This window comes from Kitasatospora sp. NPDC001175 (genome assembly GCF_053598215.1).
The window spans coordinates 38,323-61,123 of the sequence record NZ_JBSFJU010000042.1; the positions used below are offsets into that span (position 1 = coordinate 38,323).

General features: G+C 72.0%; 24 protein-coding genes. 14 read left to right on the plus strand and 10 right to left on the minus strand.

All coding sequences use genetic code 11. The features are described 5' to 3' along the window. Positions 1–50 precede the first annotated feature (50 nt). Entirely contained in the window at positions 51–1,298 is a 1,248-nt protein-coding gene (locus ACWDAK_RS26375; RefSeq protein ID WP_427394942.1) for a serine hydrolase domain-containing protein, read from the plus strand. 24 nt (positions 1,299–1,322) lie between these two features. Here ACWDAK_RS26375 and ACWDAK_RS26380 read toward each other — a convergent pair whose 3' ends face one another. Then, positions 1,323–2,255, minus strand: coding sequence for a LysR family transcriptional regulator (locus ACWDAK_RS26380; protein WP_344636784.1), 933 nt, complete (start codon positions 2,253–2,255; stop codon positions 1,323–1,325). 96 nt (positions 2,256–2,351) lie between these two features. On the opposite strand from ACWDAK_RS26380, the gene ACWDAK_RS26385 reads away from it, so the two are divergent. From ACWDAK_RS26385 to ACWDAK_RS26395, 3 genes are read left to right on the plus strand one after another with little or no spacing between them, the layout of a single operon-like run. Next, complete coding sequence (locus ACWDAK_RS26385) at positions 2,352–3,059, plus strand: succinate dehydrogenase cytochrome b subunit (protein WP_344636785.1); 708 nt, start codon at positions 2,352–2,354, stop codon at positions 3,057–3,059. Beyond that, positions 3,056–5,026, plus strand: coding sequence for a fumarate reductase/succinate dehydrogenase flavoprotein subunit (locus ACWDAK_RS26390; protein ID WP_344636786.1), 1,971 nt, complete (start codon positions 3,056–3,058; stop codon positions 5,024–5,026). The genes ACWDAK_RS26385 and ACWDAK_RS26390 overlap by 4 nt, the downstream gene beginning before the upstream one ends. Beyond that, on the plus strand, positions 5,023–5,757 hold the full coding sequence (locus ACWDAK_RS26395; RefSeq protein WP_427394941.1) for a succinate dehydrogenase/fumarate reductase iron-sulfur subunit: 735 nt from the start codon (positions 5,023–5,025) through the stop codon (positions 5,755–5,757). Before ACWDAK_RS26390 ends, ACWDAK_RS26395 begins: the two co-directional genes overlap by 4 nt. 72 nt (positions 5,758–5,829) lie before the next feature. Here ACWDAK_RS26395 and ACWDAK_RS26400 read toward each other — a convergent pair whose 3' ends face one another. Next, a complete protein-coding gene (locus tag ACWDAK_RS26400; protein WP_344636788.1) occupies positions 5,830–5,997 on the minus strand; it encodes a hypothetical protein in 168 nt (55 codons plus the stop codon). Further along, a complete protein-coding gene (locus ACWDAK_RS26405; protein WP_427394940.1) occupies positions 5,994–6,281 on the minus strand; it encodes a hypothetical protein in 288 nt (95 codons plus the stop codon). The genes ACWDAK_RS26400 and ACWDAK_RS26405 overlap by 4 nt, the downstream gene beginning before the upstream one ends. A 129-nt stretch (positions 6,282–6,410) precedes the next feature. Between ACWDAK_RS26405 and ACWDAK_RS26410 the strand changes: the two genes are divergently transcribed. From ACWDAK_RS26410 to ACWDAK_RS26450, 9 genes are all read left to right on the plus strand, one after another. Next, positions 6,411–7,247 carry a helix-turn-helix domain-containing protein gene (locus ACWDAK_RS26410; RefSeq protein WP_344636790.1) on the plus strand — a complete coding sequence of 279 codons (837 nt, stop codon included), beginning with the start codon at positions 6,411–6,413 and terminating at the stop codon, positions 7,245–7,247. Then, on the plus strand, positions 7,228–7,461 hold the full coding sequence (locus ACWDAK_RS26415) for a DUF397 domain-containing protein (protein WP_425557619.1): 234 nt from the start codon (positions 7,228–7,230) through the stop codon (positions 7,459–7,461). The genes ACWDAK_RS26410 and ACWDAK_RS26415 overlap by 20 nt, the downstream gene beginning before the upstream one ends. Positions 7,462–7,505: 44 nt before the next feature. Then, positions 7,506–7,721 carry a DUF397 domain-containing protein gene (locus tag ACWDAK_RS26420; RefSeq protein WP_344636792.1) on the plus strand — a complete coding sequence of 72 codons (216 nt, stop codon included), beginning with the start codon at positions 7,506–7,508 and terminating at the stop codon, positions 7,719–7,721. 164 nt (positions 7,722–7,885) lie between these two features. After that, the gene (locus ACWDAK_RS26425; protein ID WP_344636793.1) at positions 7,886–8,656 is read left to right on the plus strand and encodes an SDR family NAD(P)-dependent oxidoreductase; all 771 of its coding nucleotides are present in this window, start codon (positions 7,886–7,888) and stop codon (positions 8,654–8,656) included. 87 nt (positions 8,657–8,743) lie between these two features. Then, complete coding sequence (locus ACWDAK_RS26430; protein WP_427394939.1) at positions 8,744–9,811, plus strand: hypothetical protein; 1,068 nt, start codon at positions 8,744–8,746, stop codon at positions 9,809–9,811. A 263-nt stretch (positions 9,812–10,074) separates the two neighbouring features. Continuing rightward, the gene (locus tag ACWDAK_RS26435) at positions 10,075–10,503 is read left to right on the plus strand and encodes a MerR family transcriptional regulator (protein WP_344636796.1); all 429 of its coding nucleotides are present in this window, start codon (positions 10,075–10,077) and stop codon (positions 10,501–10,503) included. Positions 10,504–10,506: 3 nt separating this feature from the next. Continuing rightward, a complete protein-coding gene (gene trxA / locus ACWDAK_RS26440) occupies positions 10,507–10,839 on the plus strand; it encodes a thioredoxin (RefSeq protein ID WP_344636797.1) in 333 nt (110 codons plus the stop codon). A 106-nt stretch (positions 10,840–10,945) separates the two neighbouring features. Continuing rightward, a complete protein-coding gene (locus ACWDAK_RS26445) occupies positions 10,946–11,371 on the plus strand; it encodes a PPOX class F420-dependent oxidoreductase (RefSeq protein WP_344636798.1) in 426 nt (141 codons plus the stop codon). A 119-nt stretch (positions 11,372–11,490) separates the two neighbouring features. Continuing rightward, complete coding sequence (locus tag ACWDAK_RS26450; protein WP_427394938.1) at positions 11,491–12,255, plus strand: MerR family transcriptional regulator; 765 nt, start codon at positions 11,491–11,493, stop codon at positions 12,253–12,255. Positions 12,256–12,355: 100 nt separating this feature from the next. Here ACWDAK_RS26450 and ACWDAK_RS26455 read toward each other — a convergent pair whose 3' ends face one another. The 4 genes from ACWDAK_RS26455 to ACWDAK_RS26470 all read right to left on the minus strand — a co-directional run bounded on the left by ACWDAK_RS26455 (position 12,356) and on the right by ACWDAK_RS26470 (position 18,002). Beyond that, positions 12,356–13,330, minus strand: a complete 975-nt coding sequence (locus ACWDAK_RS26455) for a CAP domain-containing protein (protein WP_427394937.1) — start codon at positions 13,328–13,330, stop codon at positions 12,356–12,358. A 122-nt stretch (positions 13,331–13,452) separates the two neighbouring features. Further along, positions 13,453–14,493: a helix-turn-helix domain-containing protein gene (locus ACWDAK_RS26460; RefSeq protein WP_344636801.1), complete on the minus strand. Its 1,041-nt coding sequence runs from the start codon at positions 14,491–14,493 to the stop codon at positions 13,453–13,455. 234 nt (positions 14,494–14,727) lie between these two features. Beyond that, on the minus strand, positions 14,728–16,239 hold the full coding sequence (locus ACWDAK_RS26465) for an aminopeptidase P family protein (RefSeq protein ID WP_344636802.1): 1,512 nt from the start codon (positions 16,237–16,239) through the stop codon (positions 14,728–14,730). 224 nt (positions 16,240–16,463) lie between these two features. After that, a complete protein-coding gene (locus ACWDAK_RS26470) occupies positions 16,464–18,002 on the minus strand; it encodes a PP2C family protein-serine/threonine phosphatase (RefSeq protein ID WP_344636803.1) in 1,539 nt (512 codons plus the stop codon). 623 nt (positions 18,003–18,625) lie between these two features. Between ACWDAK_RS26470 and ACWDAK_RS26475 the strand changes: the two genes are divergently transcribed. After that, positions 18,626–19,357 carry a bifunctional DNA primase/polymerase gene (locus ACWDAK_RS26475; RefSeq protein ID WP_344636804.1) on the plus strand — a complete coding sequence of 244 codons (732 nt, stop codon included), beginning with the start codon at positions 18,626–18,628 and terminating at the stop codon, positions 19,355–19,357. 366 nt (positions 19,358–19,723) lie between these two features. Here ACWDAK_RS26475 and ACWDAK_RS26480 read toward each other — a convergent pair whose 3' ends face one another. The 3 genes from ACWDAK_RS26480 to ACWDAK_RS26490 form a co-directional block, all read right to left on the minus strand. After that, positions 19,724–20,725 carry a DUF5926 family protein gene (locus ACWDAK_RS26480; RefSeq protein WP_344636805.1) on the minus strand — a complete coding sequence of 334 codons (1,002 nt, stop codon included), beginning with the start codon at positions 20,723–20,725 and terminating at the stop codon, positions 19,724–19,726. 169 nt (positions 20,726–20,894) lie between these two features. After that, entirely contained in the window at positions 20,895–21,473 is a 579-nt protein-coding gene (locus ACWDAK_RS26485; RefSeq protein ID WP_427394965.1) for an ATP-binding protein, read from the minus strand. Positions 21,474–21,913: 440 nt separating this feature from the next. Further along, complete coding sequence (locus tag ACWDAK_RS26490; protein ID WP_344636935.1) at positions 21,914–22,660, minus strand: glycerophosphodiester phosphodiesterase; 747 nt, start codon at positions 22,658–22,660, stop codon at positions 21,914–21,916. Between the last annotated feature and the right edge of the window lie 141 nt (positions 22,661–22,801).

The following is a 22,801-nucleotide window of genomic DNA, read 5'->3' on the forward strand; positions in this document are numbered from 1 at the left end:
GATCGAGGGCGTTCGACCGGCGCCCCGACGCGATCACCCGGAGTCGACCGATGAACGCCCTCAAACGACACCTCGCCCCGTTAGCAATCGCGGCCGCCGCGCTGGTCGCCACCACCGCCGCTCCGGCCCTGGCCGCAGCAGCCCCGGCCGCCGCCGTGCGGAGCGCGGCGCCGACCGGTGCGTCCGGGCTGAACACGGCGGCCCTCGACGCGGCGGTCGCCCTGCACCCCGGTGACCGGGCGGGTGGTCAGCTGGCCCGGGTCAGCACCCCGGACCAGACCTGGCGGGGCAGTTCCTCGGACGCCTTCACGGGCCGGCCGATCTCACCGGACGCGCACTTCCACGTCGGCAGCATCTCCAAGGCCTTCGAGGCCACGGTGGTCCTGCAGCTGGCCGCCGAGCGGAAGCTCGACCTCGACCGGACCGTCCAGTACTACCTGCCCAACCTCCTGCCCGACGGCTACTGGCCCATCACCGTACGGCAGTTGCTCAACCACACCAGTGGCCTGCCGGACATGCGGGTGGGCATCCCCAACCCCACGCCCGACCAGCTGATCGACGAACACCTCCACTACTTCACCCTCGACGACGTCATCCGCTCCAGCCTGCACCTGCCGGGCGGATCGACTCCGCCCATGCACTTCACCCCGGGCACCGAGCAGGAGTACAGCAACCTCGGCTACCGCATCGCCGCCAAGATCATCGAGCAGGTGACCGGCAACTCCTTCGGCCACGAGGTGACCAGCCGGGTGATCCGGCCGCTCCACCTGGACCACACGTCCGTCCCCGAGGGCGACACCCGGATGCCCCGGCCGACCCTGCACGGCTATGTCACCGACTCCACCGGCCGGGCCGTGGACGTCAGCGAACAGGGCGACGACACCACCGCCGTCATCTCCACCGCACCCGACCTCGACCGCTTCATCAGCGGCCTGTTCAGCGGCCGACTGCTCGCCCCCGAGCAGCTGAACGAGATGTTCGCCCTCCCGAAGGACGGCGCGGGCAACCCCCTTCGCTACGCGGACGGCAGCGACTGCGACAGCGGACCCGCCAAGGGTGCGGCCTGCTACGGCGCCGGTCTGAAGAACGTCACGCTGCCCGACGGCACCGTCCTGTGGGGCAAGACCGGCCACGACCTCGGCTACGCCGGCGGCGTCTTCGCCACCCGCGACCTGCGGCTGCGCATCGTCTACGGCGTCGGCACCGCCACCGCCGACAACGGCGGCGCCCCCGCCGTCGCCAACCGTCTGGTCGCCGCCGTGCTCACCCCGCCCCAGGGCGGCACTGCCGCCCGCTGAGCCGTCGCGGCGGTGCGGGCGGAGTTACTTCGCGTTCGGCAGCAGCCGGGTGCCCGTGGGCAGGGAGCCCTGGGCTGCCGCGGTGCGGAGGTGGTCGAGGAGGGTGGCGCGCAGCTGGGCCGCGGCGCGGGTGAGGGGGAGGTCGCGACCGTGGGCCAGGGCGATGGTGCGGCCCAGGCCGGGCCCGGCGAAGGTGGCCAGGTGGAGGCCGGAGCGGTCGGCCACCATGCCGGGGACCACAGCGGGGCCGAGCCCGGCCCGTACGAAGCCGAGCACCGCGTCCAACTCCCCGCCCTCGACGGCGAACCGCGGCTCGAACCCGGCCGCCCGGCAGGCCGCCAGCGCGCTCTCGCGCAGCGCGTACCCCTTGCGGAACATCACCAGCGGCCGCTCCCGCAGCTCCTCCACCCGGATCCGCCTGCGCGGCAGCCGCGTCGAGGAGACCAGCACCAACTGCTCGTGCAGCAGCTCGGTGACCGCGAGCTGGGCCGGCCACGTCTCGCCCGCCTGCGGGGCGATGACCAGCGCGAGGTCCAGCTCGCCGGCGCCCAGCGCGGCGACCAGGTCCTGCGAACCGCCCTCCTGCACCTCCAGCTCCACCCCGGGGTGATTGCGCCGGAAGGCGGTGAGCACATCCGGCACCAGGCTCCCGCACAGACTCGGCGGCGCCCCCAGCCGCACCCGCCCGCGCCGCAGCTGGACCACCTCCTGCACGGCGAGCCGGGCGCTGTCCGCGTCGGCGAGGATCCGCCGGGCGAGCGGCAGCAGCGTGGCGCCCGCGTCGGTGAGGGCGATGTTGCCACGGGTGCGGTGGAACAGCTCAGCACCCAACTCCCGTTCCAGCGACCGGATCTGCTGCGAGAGCGACGGCTGGGAGACATGGGTCTGGTCGGCCGCCCGGGTGAAGTTGCGGGTCTCGGCCACGGCGGCGAAGTAGCGGAGCTGCTGCAGCTGCATGCCCCGACTATAGGCAGCCACGATAGGCCCTGCCTATGGTGACCAGCTTCAGCATGTCTTGGACGTACCGTGGGCGGGATTCCTACCGTCGTGGGCATGGCATTGGCGACTGGGACGGGCCGGAGGCGTCCGTCCACTCTGACGACCCTGTGGCGCTCGACCGTCGGCAAGAAAGCGGTCATGGCCGTCAGCGGCGGCATCCTGCTGCTCTATTTGGTCGGGCACCTGCTCGGCAACCTGAAGGTCTTCTTCGGCCCCGACGAACTCAACGGCTACGCGGCCTGGCTGCGCACGATCGGCGAGCCGTTCCTGCGGCACGGCTGGTTCGTCTGGCTGGCCCGGCTGGTGCTGCTGGTCGCCGTCCTGGCGCACGGCACGGCCGCTTACCAGCTCAGCAAGCGCGACCGGGCGGCCCGGCCGCAGGGCTACGTCCACCGCCGGCGGCAGACCAGCTACGCGACCAGGACGATGCGCTGGGGCGGGGTGATCCTGGCGCTGTTCATCGTCTGGCACCTGCTGGACCTGACCACCCTCACCGTGAACCCGAAGGCCGAGGCCGGCCACCCGTACCAGAACCTGGTGGCCTCCTTCTCCACCTGGTACGGCGGCGGGATCTACATCGTGGCGATGCTCGCGCTGGGCCTGCACATCAGGCACGGCTTCTGGAGCGCCGCGCAGACCCTCGGCGTCAACAACCCGCGCCGCGACCGGGCGTTGAAGCTCACCGCGAACCTGCTCGCCCTGGTGCTGACGGCGGGCTTCGTCTCCATCCCCGTGGCCGTCATGACCGGAGTCGTGCAATGAGCTCGTACCTCAACTACACCGTGGGCACGCCGATCCGCGACACCAAGGCACCGGACGGGCCGATCGAGGGCCGCTGGGACCGCCGCCGGTTCGAGGCGAAGCTGGTCAACCCGGCCAACCGGCGCAAGTACCGCGTGATCGTGGTCGGCACCGGTCTTGCGGGCGGCGCGGCCGGTGCGACGCTGGCCGAACAGGGCTACCACGTCGAGCAGTTCTGCTTCCAGGACTCACCGCGCCGGGCGCACTCGATCGCCGCCCAGGGCGGGATCAACGCCGCCAAGAACTACCGCAACGACGGCGACAGCATCCGCCGGCTGTTCTACGACACCGTCAAGGGCGGGGACTTCCGGGCGCGCGAGTCAGGCGTCCACCGCCTGGCGGAGATCTCGGTGGAGATCATCGACCAGTGCGTCGCCCAGGGCGTGCCCTTCGCCCGTGAGTACGGCGGACTGCTGGACACCCGATCCTTCGGCGGCGTCCAGGTCTCCCGCACCTTCTACGCCCGGGGCCAGACCGGGCAGCAGCTGCTGCTCGGCGCCTACCAGGCGCTCTCCCGGCAGATCGCGGCCGGCAACGTGGCGATGCACCCGCGCACCGAGATGCTGGACCTGATCGTGGTCGACGGCCGGGCCCGGGGCATCGTCGCCCGCGACCTGGTCACCGGCGAGATCACCGCCCACCTCGCCGACGCCGTGGTGCTGGCGACCGGCGGCTACGGCAACGTGTTCTACCTCTCCACCAACGCCAAGAACTCCAACGCGACGGCGATCTGGCGCGCCCACCGCCGGGGCGCCTACTTCGCCAACCCCTGCTTCACCCAGATCCACCCGACCTGCATCCCGCGCTCCGGCGACCACCAGTCCAAGCTCACCCTGATGAGCGAGTCGCTGCGCAACGACGGCCGGATCTGGGTGCCCAAGGCCGCCGGGGACACCCGTGCGCCGCAGGACATCCCCGAGCAGGACCGCGACTACTACCTGGAGCGGATCTACCCCTCCTTCGGCAACCTCGTCCCGCGCGACATCGCCTCCCGGGCCGCCAAGGTCGTCTGCGACGAGGGCCGCGGCGTCGGCCCCGGCGGACAGGGCGTCTACCTCGACTTCGCCGACGCGATAGGCCGGTTGGGCCGGGCGGCCGTCGAGGAGAGGTACGGCAACCTGTTCGAGATGTACGAGCGGATCACCGCCGAGGACCCGTACCGGGTCCCGATGCGGATCTACCCCGCGATCCACTACACCATGGGCGGCCTGTGGGTGGACTACGACCTGCAGACCACGGTCCCCGGCCTGTTCGCGATCGGCGAGGCCAACTTCTCCGACCACGGCGCCAACCGGCTCGGCGCCAGCGCGCTGATGCAGGGCCTCGCCGACGGCTACTTCGTCCTTCCGGCCACCCTGCCCGACTACCTGGCGCGGCAGGACGGTCCACCGGTACCGGCCGACCACCCGGCGGTCGAGGAGGCCGTCGCCGACGCCACCGACCGGCTCAACCTGCTGCTGGCGATCGACGGCGACCGCACCCCGGACTCCTTCCACCGCGAACTCGGCGAACTCCTCTGGGACGAGTGCGGAATGGCCCGCGACGAGGCCGGTCTCCGCAAGGCGCTGGAGCGGATCCCCCAGCTGCGCGACGAGTTCTGGCGGCGGATCAAGGTGCCCGGCGCCGGCGAACAGCTCAACCAGTCGCTGGAGAAGGCCAACCGGCTGGTCGACTATTTCGAACTCGCCGAGCTGATGTGCCTGGACGCCCTGCACCGCACCGAGTCCTGCGGCGGCCACTTCCGTACCGAGAGCGCCACCCCGGACGGCGAAGCGGCCCGCATGGACGAGGAGTTCACCTACGTGGCGGCCTGGGAGTTCCGGGGATCCGAGGCCCTGGGAGAGCACGGCGCGGGCGGCGCCCCCGTGCTCCACCGCGAACAGCTCACCTTCGAGTACGTCCACCCCACCCAGCGGAGCTACACATGAACCTCACCCTGCGGATCTGGCGGCAGGCCGGTCCCGACGCACCGGGCGCGCTCACCACCTACCAGGTCGGCGGAATCAGCCCGGACATGTCCTTCCTGGAGATGCTGGACACCCTCAACGAGGAGCTGATCCTGCGCGGCGAGGAACCGGTCGCCTTCGACCACGACTGCCGCGAGGGCATCTGCGGCGCCTGCGGCATGGTCATCAACGGCCAGGCGCACGGCCCGGAACGCACCACCACCTGCCAGCTGCACATGCGGCACTTCGACGACGGCGACACCATCGACGTCGAACCCTGGCGCGCCGCCGCCTTCCCGGTGGTCCGTGACCTGGTGGTGGACCGCTCCGCCTTCGACCGCGTCATCGGCTCCGGCGGCTACATCACTGCCCCCACCGGCAGCGCCCCCGAGGCCCACGCCACCCCCGTTCCCAAGGAGACCGCCGACCTCGCCTTCGAGCACGCCGAGTGCATCGGCTGCGGCGCCTGCGTGGCCGCCTGCCCCAACGGCTCGGCGATGCTCTTCACCGCGGCCAAGGTGGTCCACCTCAACCTCCTGCCGCAGGGCGCCCCCGAACGCGGCAGCCGGGTGCGGAACATGGTCGCCGCGATGGACGCCGAGGGCTTCGGCGGCTGCACCAACACCGGTGAGTGCGCCACCGCCTGCCCCAAGGGCATCCCGCTCTCCGGCATCGCCGCGCTCAACCGGGAGTACCTGCGCAGCCTGCGCTGACGGTGTGCCGGGGTTCCAGGCCCAGGAGGGCGCGGGCCTGGCCGTTCACCACCGGGTGACTCAAGTGCGCTGTCACGTCAGTTTGTTGATGTGCCTGAGCTTGCGCAGGAGTGCGGCCCGGTTGGCGTACTCCTCCGGGTTCAGCGGTCGGTCGGTGTGCTCTTCGGGCGTGAGGACCGGGCGGGGGTCCTGCTCCGGCGGCTGCGGGTCGGAGTCCTCGGGTGCCGGTTCCCCGTTCACGGGCCCGACTCCGCGGCCGCCACCCCGCGCCGGACGAGCGCCGCGAGCCGTGAGACCACGTCGGGCCGGGCTCTGCCGAGGTCCACCAGGACGATGCCGGTGAAGTAGCCGGCCTGGTGTTCCGTCGCCAGCGAGGGCAGTACGAGGCCCGCCTGCCGCAGGGCATCGGCGAGTTCGGCCTCCGCCGCGCGGGCGGCGGCCCGGCTCTCCGCCGCGATGCGCTGGAGGCGTGAACGTCCCGACTTCGCAGGGGTGTTCGGTCTCGGTCCGGTGCTTGCAGCCATGGTGCGCTCCTCGATGGGGGCCACAGCCCCGATTGTTACATTCCGTACTCCAATCGTCGCTCTCCGGCACTAGTCTGTGAAGTGGGAGGCTCCCAACAACGGGACTGTCGGAAGGGAAGGTGCCGCGCTGTGGCGAACCCCAAGGAACTCGACCCTGCCGAGTCCCCGCAGGCCTTCTACGGGGCCGAGCTCCGGCGGCTTCGGCTGGCTAAGGGGCTGTCCCAGGAGGCCCTGGGGGCACTGGTGTTCTGCTCGGGTGCATACATCGGGCAGATGGAGTCGGCGACCAGGCAGCCGCAGAAGGATCTGTCCGAGCGATTGGACGTTGCCCTGGGTACGGATGGGCACTTCACCCGGTTGTATCCGATGGTCACGCGTAGCCGGTTCGCTGACTACTTCACAGCTGTCCGAGAGCTGCAAGAGATGGCGCGGACGATCTATGAATACGACCCGGTTCTGGTTCCGGGGCTCCTGCAGACCGCCGAGTACGCGCGTGCGGTGTTCCGGGCATTTGATCCCTTGCGGCTGGCAGTAGAGACCGACGAGCTCGTGAGCATGCGTATGGAGCGAGCACACATCCTTCATTCCCCAACGAGGCCTCGGTACTGGGTTGTTCTTGACGAAGCCGTCATCCGCCGAGTCACGGGCAACGCGAGAGTGATGCATGGCCAGCTTGCCCATCTCGCCCAACTGGTGCGTAGCAACAGGATCGTGTTGCAGGTGTTGCCCTTCTCGGCAGGTGGGCACCCCCTGATGCAGGGATCTCTCACCCTCATGACCTTTGTTGACGCCCCTCCCGTGGCCTATGGCGAGGGGCCGTATCGCGGTCAACTCATCGACGATCCCGCCTATGTGGAGAATTGCAGGTGGGCCTACGATCTCGTACGGAGCGCCGCACTGTCCCATGAGGCGTCCCTGGCTCTGATTGAAGCGGCAGCAGAGGACTATGCAAGTGAGCAAGACTGATCACCAACCGCCGCAAGCGCACTGGTGCAAGAGCAGCTACAGCGGTGGCGACAACGGTAATTGCATCGAGTTCGCACCGGAGTTCGCCGCCACCCACGGTGTAGTCCCGGTTCGTGACTCGAAGGACCCCGAGGGTCCGCAGCTCCGCTTTTCAACAGAAGCCTGGTTGGCGTTCGCCGCCGCTACCGCTCGAGGCGAGTTCGGCGACGTCTGATCAGCTGAAACTACTAACAGCGTGTGTGCGGGAGGAGTGTGGTCATGCGACAAGAGCAACAGCCGATGTGGCGCAAGAGCAGCCACAGCGGTGGTGCTGGTGGCAACTGCATCGAGTTCGCACCGGAGTTCGCCGCCACCCACGGCGTCGTCCCCGTCCGTGACTCGAAGGACGCCGAGGGTCCGCAGCTCCGCTTCTCAACAGAGGCCTGGTTGGCGTTCGCCGCCGCCGCCGCCCGAGGCGAGTTCGGCGCTATCTGACGGACCGCCAGCACCATGCCCGAGGCCCCGGCCGGAACCCCGTTCCGGCCGGGGCCTCGCTTGTTGCTGCTTCCGGTCGATTCCCTGGTGTTCTACCGCAGTTGGGGGCGGCCGGGGTGGGAAGGTGGTCCGTACTCGACCGATGGCTGACGGGAGTGTGGCGGATGGCAGGCGGACGGATGCGGGGCAAGGCGGCCGTGGTGACCGGGGCGGCGTTCGGGATCGGGCGGGCGACGGCCCGGCTGTTCGCCGCCGAGGGCGCCCAGTTGGTGCTCACCGACGTGGACCGGGACGGCCTGGAGGTGCTGCGGGAGGAACTGGCCAAGACGGGGGCGGAGATCCGGACCGTGGTCGGGGACGTCTCGGTGGCCGAGGACGCCCGCGAGATGATCGCGGCTGCGGTCGAGGACTTCGGGCGGATCGACACCCTGGTCGCCAACGCCGGGATCATCCCGCTGCAGACCGTCCTGGAGACCACCCCGGAGGACTGGGACAAGGTGATGGCCGTTGACGGCCGGGGCATGTTTCTGACCTGCAAGTACGCGATCGAGGAGATGCTGCGGTCCGACGGCGGCGGCTCGATCGTCTGCCTCTCCTCCATCTCCGGCCTGGCCGGGCAGTCGGGACAGGCGGCTTACGGACCGGCGAAGTTCGTCGCCACCGGCCTGACCAAGCACCTGGCGGTCGAGTGGGCGGCCAGGGGCATCCGGATCAACGCGGTGGCCCCCGGGACGATCAGGACGGAACGGGTCCGGCAGCTGGCCGACGAGCCGGGCGGTCCCGAGTACCTGGAGGCGATCGAGAAGCTCCACCCGATGGCCAGGCTCGGCGAACCGGAGGAGGTGGCGGCGGCGATCCTGTTCCTGGCCTCCGACGACGCGAGCTTCATCACCGGGGCGGTGCTGCCGGTGGACGGCGGCTACCTCGCGCAGTAGGGCCGGCACCTCGCCCGGAGCCCGGCAGCGGCGTTGTCGGAATCCGGTCGTAAGGTGCGCGCAACGCCGTTCGCACCGGAGGACCATATGACCACGGCCGCCCGCCTCATCGCCACGCTCGACGCCTCGTTCGTGCTGCACTGGCCGGGGCGGCGGCTGCTCATGCGGCGCGACGACGCCGAGGCGGTGGCGTACGACCTGGACGAACTGCTCGCGGGAAGGGGCGAAGCGGTCCGCTTCCCGGCGCCCTGGCCCGGCGTCTGCACGGTGTCGCCGCAGCGCGACGTCGCCGTGTTCGCGGGCGTGCACGCGCTGCGGGCGGTGGAGCCGGACGGCACGGTGCGGTGGGAGGTCCGGCACGGCTGCTGGGACGCCGGCTGCCGGGAGATGCACACGTCCTACGAGGAGTACGCGGACGACCGCGGGCACCGGTACCCGGACAGCGGCTCGTTGGTCTTCTCCCCGGACGGCGCGCTCCTCTGGGCCCACATCCGCGGCCCGGTCGCGCACGCCGGCGAGCTGGACCCGGAGGCATGCGACGAGTGGCTGGTGCTGGACGCCGCCGACGGGCGGGTGCTCGGACGGGCGGACGCCATGACGGTGGCCGCCGGTTCGGATCACGTGCAGCACCCGGACCCGGGGCAGATGGGGCTGAGCGTCGGCGAGGGCCAGGACGGGGTCCTGCTGCGGTGGGGCCGCTGGGACGGCGAACAGCTCACCGTGGAGTGTGTGGGGGACGACGATCGCGTCCTGATCGCGGTGAGCCCGTCCGGTGACCGCATGCTGACCGTGACCCACTACCAGGAGGCCCTCGCCCTGCACCGGGTCGGGGACGGCGAGGTCCTGGCCGAACTGGAGGCCGAGGGAACGCTTCCCGCGCACCCCGACGCCGACCCGGAGGGCGAGCCCGACGAGCTGCGCTGGGACTACGAGTGCGGCTTCCTGGACGATGACACCGTCATCGCCGGGACGGCCGAGTACGACGAGGAGTTCGGCGCCGTCCGGCACTGGCTGGTTGACGCGGCGCGGATGCGGACGATCGGCCAGGTCGACTACCCGTTCCCGATATCCGCCGCTCCCAGGGCACTTGGCGACGGCACCTGGTACACCCTCACCGAGGACGGCGACGCGCTGCACCTCTGGACCCTGGGCTAGTCGAGCCTCCCCGCCCGGCGGACCCGGCCGGCCCGGAATCCGGACCCGAGCCGCCGGCCGCCCGCCGGTGGGGCGGTCAGGAATGCTGCTGAGCCTGTACCGGGCCGACATCCCCAACCTGTCGGCCGAGGAGGACTGACCGCGCTCCCGGCGGGGCCGCCTCAGGCCGTACGGGCGGCCCGGCCGTTCCGGACGGCCGGGGCGGACCGGTCCTGCCGATTCCGCTGGCCTTGACGCCGGGGTCAAGGTTTACCGTCGTCCCCATGCGGATCGGAGAACTGGCCGAGAAGGCGGGCACCACGACGCGGACGCTGCGCTACTACGAGTCGCGTGGCCTGCTGCCCGCGCGGCGCAGCGGCAACGGCTACCGGGCGTACGGCGAGGAGGACCTGCGGCTGCTGCGCCAGATCCGGCTGCTGCAGGACTTCGGTTTCGAACTGGAGGACACCAGGCCGTTCGTGGAGTGCCTGCGGGCCGGGCACCCGGCCGGCGACTCCTGTCCGGCCTCGCTGGAGGTCTACCGCAGCAAGCTGGCCGAGCTGGACCGGTGCATCGCCCGGCTCCAGGAGGTCCGCGACCAGGTGGGGGCCCAGCTCGCCAGGGCGGAGCTGGAGGCGCAGGCCGCGCGGCCGGGCGGTCCGCAACCGCGCTGCGAGCTCAGCGCGCATCCGAACGAGACGGAGGGGAACTGAACCATGGTGCAGATCACGGGAGTCGAGTCGGTCACCGACCAGAACTTCGCGGCCGAGGTGCTGAAGTCCGAACTGCCGGTGCTGGTGGACTTCACCGCCGACTGGTGCCCGCCCTGCCGGATGATCGCGCCGGTGCTGGCCGAGGTCGCCCGCGAGGAGGCGGGCCGGCTGAGGATCGTCCAGCTCGACGTGGACAAGAACCCGGAGACCCAGGCGGCGTACGGGGTGCTGTCGATGCCCACGCTGATGGTCTTCCAGGGCGGGCGGCCGGTGAGGAGCATGGTCGGTGCGCGGGCCAAGGCGAAGCTGCTGCGCGAACTGTCCGACGTGCTCTGAGCGGACACCGGCGGGCGGTCCGGGGCTCAACCGATCGGTCGACCCGGTGGGGGGTCAGGGCGGGTTGTCCCGGTTCGGCGGGGAGGCCTGGGCCAGCATGGGCCGCATGCCTCAGATGACCGAATCCCAGTGGCGGGCCTTTCTGTCCGCCGGTACCCGCACCGCCAAACTGGCCACCACCAAGGCCGACGGCAGCCCGCACGTGGCGCCGATCTGGTTCCTGCTGGACGGCGACGACCTCGTCTTCAACACCGGCCGGGACACCGTCAAGGGCCGCAACCTGGCCCGTGACCCCCGGGTGATGCTCTGTGTGGACGACGAGCAGCCGCCGTTCTCCTTCGTCGCGGTCCGGGGGACGGCGACGCTCGGCGACGACCTGCCCGAGGTGCGCGAGTGGGCCGGACGGATCGGCGCGCGGTACATGGGGGAGGACCGGCGGGAGGAGCTGGCGGCGCGCAACGGGGTGCCGGGCGAACTGCTGGTCCGGGTCAGGATCGACCACGTCGTCGCGGTGGCCGACCTGGCGGACTGAGCGCCGGCTTCCTTCCTTGCCGGGTAGGGTCGCTCGGCGCACGGCCCGCCCTCGTACCGGGTTGACCCTCACGCAACGTGAGGCGGCAGGCTGAAGCCATCGAGGAGGGAGCGGACCCGATGAGCACGTACTCGGTGGGACAGGTGGCGGCGATCGCCAAGGTGACCGTACGGACCCTGCACCACTACGACGAGATCGGACTGCTGTCGCCGAGCGGCCGCACCCCGGCCGGCTACCGCCGGTACGAGGACGCGGACCTCGACCGGCTGCAGCAGATCCTCTTCTACCGCGAACTCGGGTTCTCCCTCGAAGAGATCGCGTCCATCCTGGACGACGACTCGGTCAGCCCGACCGAGCACCTGCGCCGTCAGCACCAGCTGATCACCTCACGGATCGCGCAGCTCCAGGAAATGGCCGCAGCCGTCGAACAAGCCATGGAGGCGAGAAGGATGGGCATTCAACTGACGCCCGAGGAGAAGTTCGAGGTCTTCGGCGCCGACTACCAGGAGAGCTGGGAGACCGAGGCCGAGCAGCGCTGGGGGCACACCGAGGCCTGGAAGCAGTCCCAGCAGCGCACCGGCCAGTACAGCAAGGCCGACTGGCAGCGGATCCAGACGGAGACGGAGTCGCTCAACTCCCGTCTGGCGGAGGTGTTCCGGTCCGGCGCCGCCGCCGACAGCGCGGAGGCCATGGAGGCCGCCGAGGCCCACCGCCGGCACATCAGCGGCAACTTCTACGACTGCACCTACGAGATCCACCGCGGCATCGCCGGGATGTACGTCGCCGACCCCCGGTTCACCGCCACCTACGAGAAGCTCGCCGTCGGCCTGGCCCAGTGGCTCCACGACGCCATGGTCGCCAACGCCGACGCCCACCAGGCGTAGCCCCCGCCGCCCGCGGGGGAGGCGGCGGCCAGCGGTCGCCGGGACAGGGGCGTTGACCACGGCGGCAGACCCGCCGCCGCGGTCAACGCCGCCCGGGGGCTCAGCCGTTGCCGAACTCGTGGACGCCCCACCAGCCGCTCTCGTCGTGGTAGATGCCGACGCCGATCTCGGTGTACGCGGGGTTGATCTGGGCCAGGTAGTGCGGGAGGTGGTTGCGCCACATGTCCTGGAACTGCACCGCGGCCTGTTCGGCGGTCATCGAGGGGTCGCTCCACATCACTATGCACTCCCCGGTGAGGGTGCGGTGCGCGGTGCGGCTGGGGCCAGCGCCGGAGGCGTTGGCGGAGTGGGCGAAGCCGGTCTCGCGCATGTGCTTCGCCCACTGGGTGGCGAAGGCGGCGAGATCGGACGCGGGCTTCAGCGCCGGGACCCCGGCCATCGCCCGCTCCTTGTTGATCAGCTGCAGCGAGATGGCCTCGGCGTCGGCCACGGACTGCGAGGCGGGCCAGTCGCCGCTCACCGTGGGCGCCTTCGCGGGCGGACCGCCGGGCGTGGCGGACCGGCCTGACGTGCGGTCACCCGTCCGGTCCTGAGCCGATCCGCCCGCGGCGGCGGTCCGTTCGCCCGGGGAGGCGGCGCCGCCCTTCGCGGCCGCGGTGCCGGACTGCTTCGCGGAGTCCTGGGCGGCGGTCGAGGAGCCGGCGGGGCCGGGAGCCGCGACGGTGGGGCTGCTGGTCGGGCTCGCCGACGCGGCGGCGGTGGGCGACGCCGCGGCGGTCGTGTTCGAGGGAGCGGCCGAGGGCGTGCCGAGGACCGGTGCGGGGGCACCGAAGTCCGGGAGGGCGGCGGCGGTCTGCGGCCGCGGAGCACTGCCCGAGGCGGCCAGGATGCCGAAGCCGGCACCCGCGGCGGCGACGACGAGTGCGGCCGCCCCGGCCATGGTGGCGATCCTGCGAGCCCGTCCGGCGGTTCCCGAGGCCGCCCGGCGGCGGTCGCGCCTGCGGGCCTGGCCTCCGGCACGCCTGTGCCCCTCTCCGGAGGGCGCCGTCACCACGGTCTCGAAGTCGCTGCTCATGGCCTACCTAGCGTCGGGGTCGTGTACCAACGCTTGGGAGACCCGCCACCCGGCCCGGGATAACGGAAAACGGGCCGGATGTGCGCAGTGATCTGGGTCTCTCAGGCCCGCCGGACCGGGGACTACGCGACGCCGCGGCCGAAACCGCGCCGGTGGGCCGTCGGCGAGGTGTGCATCGTCCGCCCGAAGTGGTGGCGGAAGGTGGCGGCGCTCTCGAAGCCGACGGCGGCGGCGATCTCCTCGACCGTGCCGTCGGGGGATTCGAGCAGCGGCAGGCTGGCGGCGATGCGCTGGGTGATGACCCAGCGCATCGGGCTGGTCCCGTTGCGCGCGGTGAAGTGCCGCAGGTAGGACCGCTCCGACATCCCGGCCTGCCGGGCGAGCAGCGGCACCGTCAGCGGAGCGGACAGGTGGTCCAGTGCCCACTGCATGGAGCGGGCTATCCCGTCCTCGTCCTCCTCGACCGGTCGGACCGCCGCCTCGATGAACTGGGCCTGCCCGCCGTCCCGGTGGGGCGGTACGACGAAGCGGCGGGCGACGGTGTTGGCGACCTTGGCGCCGTGGTCGCGGCGGACCAGGTACAGGCAGAGATCGATCCCGGCGGCACTGCCCGCGCTGGTGAGCACATCGCCGTTGTCCACGTACAGCACGTCGGGGTCGACCCGGACCAACGGGTAGCGCTGCTGCAGGAGTTCGGCGTACCGCCAGTGGGTGGTGGCCGCCCGGTGGTCGAGCAGCCCGGCGGCCGCGAGGGCGAAGGCGCCGGAGCAGATGGAGACGATCCGGGCGCCGCGATCGTGGGCGGTGCGCAGGGCGGAGACCAGGCCGGGCGGGACGTCGCCCGCGAACGGGTTGGGTACGCCGACCACCACGACGGTGTCGGCGGCGGCCAGTTCGTCCAGCCCGTACCGGGCCGTGATCGAGAAGCCGCCGACCGCGCCGAGCGGTGTTCCCGGCCGGTCGGCGCAGACCCTGAGCCCGTACCAGGGCGCCGCCAGCAGCCCGCTGAGCTCCGGCCGGGCCAGGCCGAACACCTCGACGACCACGCCGAGTTCGAACGGTGCCATGCCGTCGAAGGCGTACACCGCGACGGTGTGGACGGGCTCTGGCCGGGACCCGATCGTCACGGCGACCGGGCCGCCCGTGGCCTGCTGAGCGGACATGTCTGCCCCATTCCTCGCTGGCGGGATCCTGGCGAGTGTAGTCGTCCCGCCACCGCCGGAGCGCGGTCTTGGCACCGGATGACCGGGGTGTCGCGGAAGACCGGGGAAGACCCCAACCGGCCGTCGGGAGAACGCCGGTGAGCGGACCATCGGACAGACCGACAGGGGCGCGGGGAACCGCGCGGCCGCCTGGTGCCGCGCGCGGGTCCCCGCGCCCCTGGTGCCCGGTGGCCGTCAGGCGGTGAGGCTCGCCATCCAGGCCTCGACCTCGTCGGAGCGGCGGGGCAGCCCGGCCGAGAGGTTCTCGTGACCGTCGGCGGTGACCAGGATGTCGTCCTCGATCCGGACGCCGATGCCGCGGTACTCCTCGGGGACGGTCAGGTCGTCCTGCTGGAAGTACAGGCCGGGCTCGACGGTCAGCACCATGCCGGGCTTCAGCAGCGCGTCCACGTGCTCCTCGCGGCGGGACACCGCGCAGTCGTGCACGTCCAGGCCGAGCATGTGCCCGGTGCCGTGCAGGGTCCAGCGGCGCTGCAGTCCGAGCTCGATGACCTTCTCGACGTCGTAGACCGTGGCGTCCAGCAGGCCCCAGGCGAGCAGGTGCTCAGCCAGGACGCGCTGCGAGGCCTCGTGGAAGTCACGGAACCGGGCGCCCGGCCGGACGGCCGCGATACCGGCCTCCTGGGCGGCGTACACGGCGTCGTAGATCTTCCGCTGCAGGTCGTCGAAGCGGCCGTTGATCGGGAGGGTGCGGGTGACGTCCGCGGTGTAGAGGGTGCGGGTCTCCACACCGGCGTCCAGCAGCAGGAGCTCGCCGGGGCGGACCTCACCGTCGTTGCGGACCCAGTGCAGGGTGGTGGCGTGCGGGCCGGCGGCGCAGATGGAGCCGTAGCCGACGTCGTTGCCCTCGACCCGGGCCCGGCGCCAGAAGGTGCCCTCGATCCAGCGCTCGGAGGTGGCCACGGCCTGGCCCAGCTCCCGTACCGCGTCGGTGAAGCCCTTGACGGTGGCGGCGCAGGCGGCGCGCAGCTGCTCGACCTCCCACTCGTCCTTGACCAGGCGCAGCCCGCTCAGGAAGACCTTCAGCTCGTCGTCCTTGTCGGCGTCCAGCACCTCGGACAGCGCGGCCTCGAGGCCGGCGTCGTAGCCGCGCACCATCCGGGTCGGGACACCGTCGGCGGCGGCTGCCGCCAGCTCCTCGGCGGCCTTGCGGACGTCCCGCGCGGGCAGTCCGAGCAGCGCCTCGGCCTCGGTGAGGCTGTGGCGGCGGCCGACCCAGAGCTCGCCGTTGCCGTCCAGCCAGAACTCGCCGTTCTCGCGGTTGGAGCGGGGCAGCAGGTAGAGGTGGAAGTCGTGGCCGCGCTCGCCGGCCGGCTCGGCGACCAGGACCGCGTCCTCGGTCTGGTCACCGGTGAGGTGCACGTACTCGGTGGCCGGGCGGAAGTTGTAGTCGGTGTCGTTGGAGCGGGTCTTCAGGTTGCCCGCCGGGATCACCAGACGCTCGCCGGGGTACGCGGCGGAGAGCGCGGCGCGGCGCTCGGCGGCGTACCGAGCCTGCTCGACCGGCTGCAGGTCGCGCAGCTCGGTGTCGGCCCAGCCGGACTTCATCGACGCGGCGAGCTCGTCGGAGATCTCACCGTAGAGGCCGTTCTTCCGGCCCTTGATGGGCTGCTCGGTGGCTTCCTGGCCGCCGTCGGCAGCGCCTTCGGGGTTCTCCGCTGCCGCCGGGGTACGGTCCTCGGTCACTTACGTCGCCTCCTCGCGAGTGGTACCGCCCCGGACGCGTCGGATCGCGACACGCGCGGGCGGTCGTGCGTCCCATGGTACGGATGCCCGGCCGAACGGCTGCGCGACCGGTGGAGCCCCATCCGTGCCCGGACCTGCGACTCAGTGGCAGTGGACGGCTCGCCGGGTTCCTGGCCGGCCCGTCCCCGGCCCCCCGGACGGCCGGCCCGGACGCCTCACTCGCATCACTCGAAGCGGACCGCCAGCAGCACCAGGTCGTCCACGGCGCCGGCATCCCCGGCCGCCGGGCAGATGTCGAGGAGGTGGCCGCAGAAGCGGTCCGGTTCGAGGCGGACGTCGCGCGGGGCGTCGGCCGCGGCCCGCCGCAGCGCCGCCTGCCCGGCGTGCAGGGTCGGCCCGAAGCGCCGGGCCAGCCCCTCGGTGTAGAGCAGCAGCAGGTCCCCGCGCTCCGCGTCGAGCTCGACCCCGGGCGCCTCCCAGCAGGCGAGCATGCCGAGCGGAGCGGAGAGCGAGGTCTCGACGAAGTTGGCGCCGTACCGGGTGACCAGGACCGGGGGGCAGTGGCCGGCCCCGGCCAGGGTGATCCGCCGCTCCCCGGGCTGGACCCAGGCGTAGGCGGCGGTGGCGGTGCGCGCGGGCTCGGTGGTCTTGAGCAGCAGTTCGAGGTCGCCGAGCACCGAGACCGGGTCCTCGCCCTCCAGCACCACGTACGCCCGCAGTGCGGCTCGCACCCTGCTCATCGCAGCCGCCGCGCCGGGGACGGAGGAGGGGCCGGCGCCCGGTCCGTCGCCGGAGACGCTGCCGACGGTGAGGCCGAGGGTGCCGTCCGTGAGTGCGATGGCGTCGTACCAGTCGCTGCTCGCGGCCGCACCGGCCGAGCCGCTGGCCCGGCCGCCGGTGCAGCGGTCGAGTGCGGCGGGGACGCAGCGGGCGGCGAGCCGCAGCCCGGGGACGGCGGGCAGCCGGTCGGGCAGCAGGCCGCGGCGCAGCGCCTCGGTGGCCCGGTGGGTGCGGTCCGCCTCCAACTGCTTGGCCACCAGCGGCGCGGCGAACTCGCAGTACATCCGGGCCAGCTCCCGCCGCCGCTCGTCGGGTTCGGCGGGTTCGTCGTAGAACCAGACGGCGGCGCCGAGCGGTCCGTCCTGCTCGGTGGCGAGCGGCAGCGCGTAGCAGGCGCCGAGGCCGAGCTGTCCGGCCACCTCGCGGAAGCGCGGGCCGACGGAGGGGTCGGCGGCGAGATCGGCGACCAGCAGCTGCCCGGAGCCGCCGGGGCGACTGAGCAGTCCGGCGAACGGTCCGTGCTCGGCGGGGACGGTCTCCAGCGCACCGACGCTGGCCCCGTCCAGGCCGAGGCCGACCGGGCGTCCGGAGCCCGGGACGGTGGTGGTGATCAGCCCGCGGTGGGCACCGAGCAGGGCGGCGCCGGAGTCGAGGACGGCGGTCAGGGTGGCGGCGAGCCCGCGGGCGGCGGCGAGCCTGCCGGTGTGCTCGTGGAGCGAGGTGAAATCGGACAGCCATCCGGTCAAACGGTCCTGCAGCTCAGGCGTGTTGGGGACGGCGGCGGCAGAGGTCTCCGAGTCCGTGGCGACGGGACCCGCGAGCGCCGGATCCCGGACGGAATACTCCGTCAGCATGCGGCCGCCGCAGTGGTCGGCCCCGGGGGCGAGCAGGGCCGGCCCGGACGGCAGGCCGGGTACGGCTTCCGGCCCGGCCGGGCCGGCGGGCCCGGGCAGCGGCAGGTCAAGCGGCTTGGCGTCGGTCATTCCGCCCCAACTCCCCACAGACTGGTGTGTGCCACGCAGGACTCCCAGGAGCGCACAGAAGGACAGCGGCACACAAAAGGATCGCACCGCGCAAAAACACTGCTACGTCACTACTCGGCACCAATCCACCACTTGTACACAGGCCGATCGGGGCATGTCCAGAATCGGTGTGCGCGGCCGAGCGGCCGGTTCCGTGCCTGACGGGCGTGGGATACAACGGATGTGACGCCCAGTCGGCGGCCCGGATCGTAGGCCGCCGCGCCCGGCAACCCGGCACGGTCCGGCCCGACTCACCCGTACGGTGGAACCGTCGCGCTCCCGGCGTCGTCCATCCGGACGGATGCGGGATTCTCCTCGAGGGGCCCGAAGGCGGGGCTCGTGCCCGCCCGTTCGCGTTCCGTGTCGTGACGTCCTGCGGTGGCGCCGGTCGTGACACCGGCGGTGACGTGTCGTCAGTTCGAATGTTCCGAACAGTCAGCGTGGCCAGTGCAGTTCGAACAGCCAGTGCGGTTCGATTGGTCCGGGCCGCCCGGACCGCACCCGCGGCCCGGAGTCCGGTGATCGGGCCCGAACCCCCAGCGGTCGCGCCTGAGCCAGGCGGTCTCGGAAAGGAACGAGTGCTCATGCGACGTACGAGCCACGGGCAGGCTCGGCGCGGCCGGAACCTCCTGGGATGGACCTTCCCCGGTGCGAACCCCCGGTGGGCGTGCCGCAACTGGCTGCGCTGGCCCGGCAGTCGGCGCCACAGGCGGAAGGCGCTGCTGCGCACCGCGCTGGCGGCGGTCGGGCGCGGCTGGCCGGTACTGCCCGGTGCCCGTGCCGTGACCGGACTGCTCGGGCCGTGTTCCTGCGACGATCCGTGCTGCCCGGCTCCCGGCGCGCACCCGCACGACCCGCCGCTGCTGGCGGCCAGCACCGATGCGCGGATGGTGAGTTGGTGGTGGAGCGAGCGCAGCCCGGGCTCGCCGGTGCTGCTCGCCACCGGCCGGTCGGTGTGCGCGGTGAGCCTCCCGACGGAGGCCGGGCAGCGGGCGCTGGAGTACTTCGACCTGCTCCGGCTGCCGCTCGGCCCGGTGCTGGCGAGCCGGCGGCGGTACGTCCTGCTGGTGGCCCCGTACACGCTGGAGGGGCTCGGCGGCGTGCTCGCGGACCTGCCCTGGGTGCCCGGGTCGCTGCGCTTCCACGGGCCGGACGGCTATCTGCTGCTGCCGCCCGCGCAAGCCGCGGCCGGTCCGGTGCGCTGGATCAGGCCGCCGGCCGAGGGGGCACCGCTGCTGCCCCAAGTCGATCTGCTGCTAGGCGGGTTGATCGCGGCGAGCCGGGTCGCCCCGGACGGTAGCCGGCTGGCGTTCTGACCGCGGCCGGGGCCCGCAAGGCGGGTCGGGCCGCGCAATTCCGCGCCGCGGTCGTTCCGTCGCGGCTGTCGCGCGGTGGTTGCCGCCGAGCCGCGGTTCTCGTGCCGCGGTCTTCGCGCCGAGGTTGTCGTGCCCGGCTTCTCGCGCCCGACTTCTCGAACTCGGGGAACCTGTCTGGAAAATGGAAGATCCGGCCGCTGGCGACGGGGGATGCACCAGCGACCGGACTGTTTAAATGGTAACAAAGATCCGCGTCCGCGCAAATTGTCCACGGGATGTCCACGGGGCGTTCCACCTGGACATTTCCCGAAACGCGGGAGAAATGTGACGCGAGTCACCTTATCTTCTCGGCGGACCTGAGAGCCGTCAGTTGAGCGTCACCTGACGGTTCACCAGGTTGGCCCGGGTCCGGCGCTCGTCGGCGTTCAGCGGGGCGGCACCGGCCGAGGCCAGAGCCGCGAGGGTGTCCGCGAGGCGCTCGGCGAACTCGGCGGCGGGCTTCTCGCAGTCCTCCGCGGTCATCGTCGAAGGCAGGTCCCAGACCGGCACGGTGAGACCGTGCGCGCGGAACGAGCCGACCAGCTTGGTGTCCTGGCCGAGCGAGGACTGGCCGGCGGTGCTCAGCCGGGCGAGTGCGTCCAGCAGCTGCTCCTCGGGGACGGTCATCACCCAGCGCAGGTGGTTCTTGTCCGGCGCGGCGCACCAGAACGCGGAGTCCACGGACGAGAGCTTCTCGGTGGGGATGGCGGAGGCGTTGGCACGCTCCAGCGAGGCGGCGACCTCGCCGGCGGCGCCCTCGGCGTCCTCCAGCCAGAACTCGAACCCGGTGAACACGGTCGGGGAGAACTCGGCGTCCAGATCCAGCAGTTCCTGCAGGCGGCGGCCGCCCGGGGTGGTCCGGCGGGCGGGCACCGGGGTGCCGGGCTCGGTGGCCAGGGCCAGCTCCAGGGCGTCGGCCAGGTCGCGGCTCAGGTCGCCGGAGGAGGACTGGGTCTGCAGACCGATCAGGATCGAGCCGTCCTGGCGGCGCAGCGCGGGCCAGGCCAGCGGCAGCACCGTCGCCAGGGTCACCGAGGGCACCTCGCCGACCGCGAGTGCCCTGGCCTCGGCGTTCAGCGTCAGCGGGGCGGTCGCGGCCGGGACCAGCTCGCGCAGCGCGACCCAGTCCGCCTCGCCCGGCAGACCCTCGAACGGGCGGTGCACCAGCGTCTGCACCGCGTGCGCGGCCTCCCGGCCGTGGCAGGCCTTGTAGCGGCGGCCCGACCCGCACGGGCAGTCCTCACGGGCACCGACGACGGGGATCTCCCCCGTGCTCACGGCGGTGGACGGACGGCGCTGCGGCGACTTCTTCGCGGCCTTCTTGGCCATGGTGCGGCTCTCCCGGAAACGGCGATGACTTGCTCCCGCGCAGCCTAGCTCCAGGGGAGCGGGCGAACACGCTCTTCGGAACGCCACTGGGGTGTCCTTCGACCCTGGGCCCGGTCGGAAGCCGACCTCGGGGCCCGGTCGGAAGCGCGCCCGCCCCGGCGGGAGGGGGTCAGGCACTCCTGGCGCTCGTCACGTGGCTCACCCGAGCCGGCAGCAGGGCCCAGACCGTCACCTGACCGGGCTCGTCGCGAACACCCCAGTCGCTCGCCAACTGCCCGACGATGTTCAGGCCGCGGCCACCGCGCGAGGTCATCGAGGGCCGGGCGGGCAACGGCCGGGTGGCCGCACCGCCGTCCGTCACCTCAAGGCCGAGCAGGCCGTCGCCATGCAGCTGCCAGCGCACCAGAATGCCGCCCCCGTCACCGAGATCCGGATCCAGTAGATCGGCCACCGACGTCACGGAGTTCACGGAAGTTCCCGAAACCCCCGGTGCCCCCGAACTCTCCCGGCTCTCCCCGTCCCCGTCGAGTGCCGCGAGAAGCGGCAGCGGACGGGCGTATCGACAGGAATTGCTGAGCAGTTCGGAAAGGATCAGTACCGCATCGTCAATCACCGCGTCCGGTATCTCGCGCTCTCCCAGATCGCGCCGTAGCCGCCGCCGTGCGACTGCGACACTGGCCGGGCCGTGCGGAACGGCCATGGCCGATGAAGTGGGACCGGACTTGACAAGCACAGCGTGCGCGACCATCAATGCCACCCCCGGACCTCCTTCAGCGTTCGCCGAGGGATGGATGCCCCCTGGGAATCCGTCGGAAACGACCGGTCGGCGATCCTGACCCGACATTTCCGGGGGCCGCAACTCACGGTACGCAAATGGTGATTAACTGCTCACGCGCTGTTGTGAAAGCGCATGGAATTCGCCAACAAGGTTGCCTTCGGCCTTGTTTGCGCTGTCCTTTGCGCCCCCACTTCACGCCCGCGTACACCAAATCGCCTGCCGTGGTTGGCAACTGCCCAGGGTGAACGCCGGTGGCCGAGGACGGCCGCTGTGGTGGGTGTCCGCCACGGCCGCCGTCCGTCACGGTCAACGCGCGTCACGGCTCATGTGGGCCCACGGTCCACGCGCGTCACACTCCACGCCGGTCCCGGACCGTTCCAGCCGGTTCCGGCCGTCTCGGCGAGAGGCCGTTATCGGCCTAGTTGGGCCAGTACCTCGCGCGGGCGGTTGGTGATGAGCGCCTCCACACCGAGCTCCAGGCAGTACTCGACGTCCGCCGGATCGTCCACCGTCCACACGTGCACCCGGTTCCCGGCCCGCCTCAGGGCCGGCACCAGACCGGGGTCGGCCCTGATCAGCTCGATGCCGGGACCGGCGATCCGGGCGCCGCCGGGCAGCCTGCTGGTCCGGCCGAGCAGCGGCAGCCGGCGCTCCGCCAGATAGACGGTGGGAATGGCGGGCGCGGTGCGGCGGATCCGGTGCAGCGAGAGCTCGGAGAAGCTCATCACCCGCACCGAGGACTCCGCGGACATCGCGGGCAGCAGCCCGTAGTACCCGAGCATGCGCAGCAGTTCGGTCTCGGTCCCGCCGCGGTGCCGGGTCGGGTGCTTGGTCTCGATCGCCAGCTCGATCCGCCGTCCGGCGTCGGCGACCAGTTCCAGCAGCTCGGCCAGGGTGAGGACCGGGCTGGGTTCGGGTGCCCCGGGCGACTTCCAGGAGCCGAAGTCCAGCCGGGAGAGCTCGGCCAGCGTCATCGCGGACACCGTGCCCCGTCCGTTCGAGGTGCGCTGGACGGTGCGGTCGTGGACGCACACCAACTGCCCGTCGGCGGTCAGCCGTACGTCGCACTCCAGGCCGTCGGCGCCTTCCTCGATCGCGCGGCGGTAGGCGGCGAGGGTGTGCTCGGGGAGGGCGGCGGAGGAACCCCGGTGCGCGATGACCCGGACGGCCGTGCGGTCGATGGTTCCTGGTGCCGTCGCTGAGAGGTCACGGGTTTCCACGACACCAACCCTACGGGGCGGTAGCTGGCCGGGAACCATCGGCACGGGGAACTCGCGGTGAAGAAAGCCGGCAGCGGA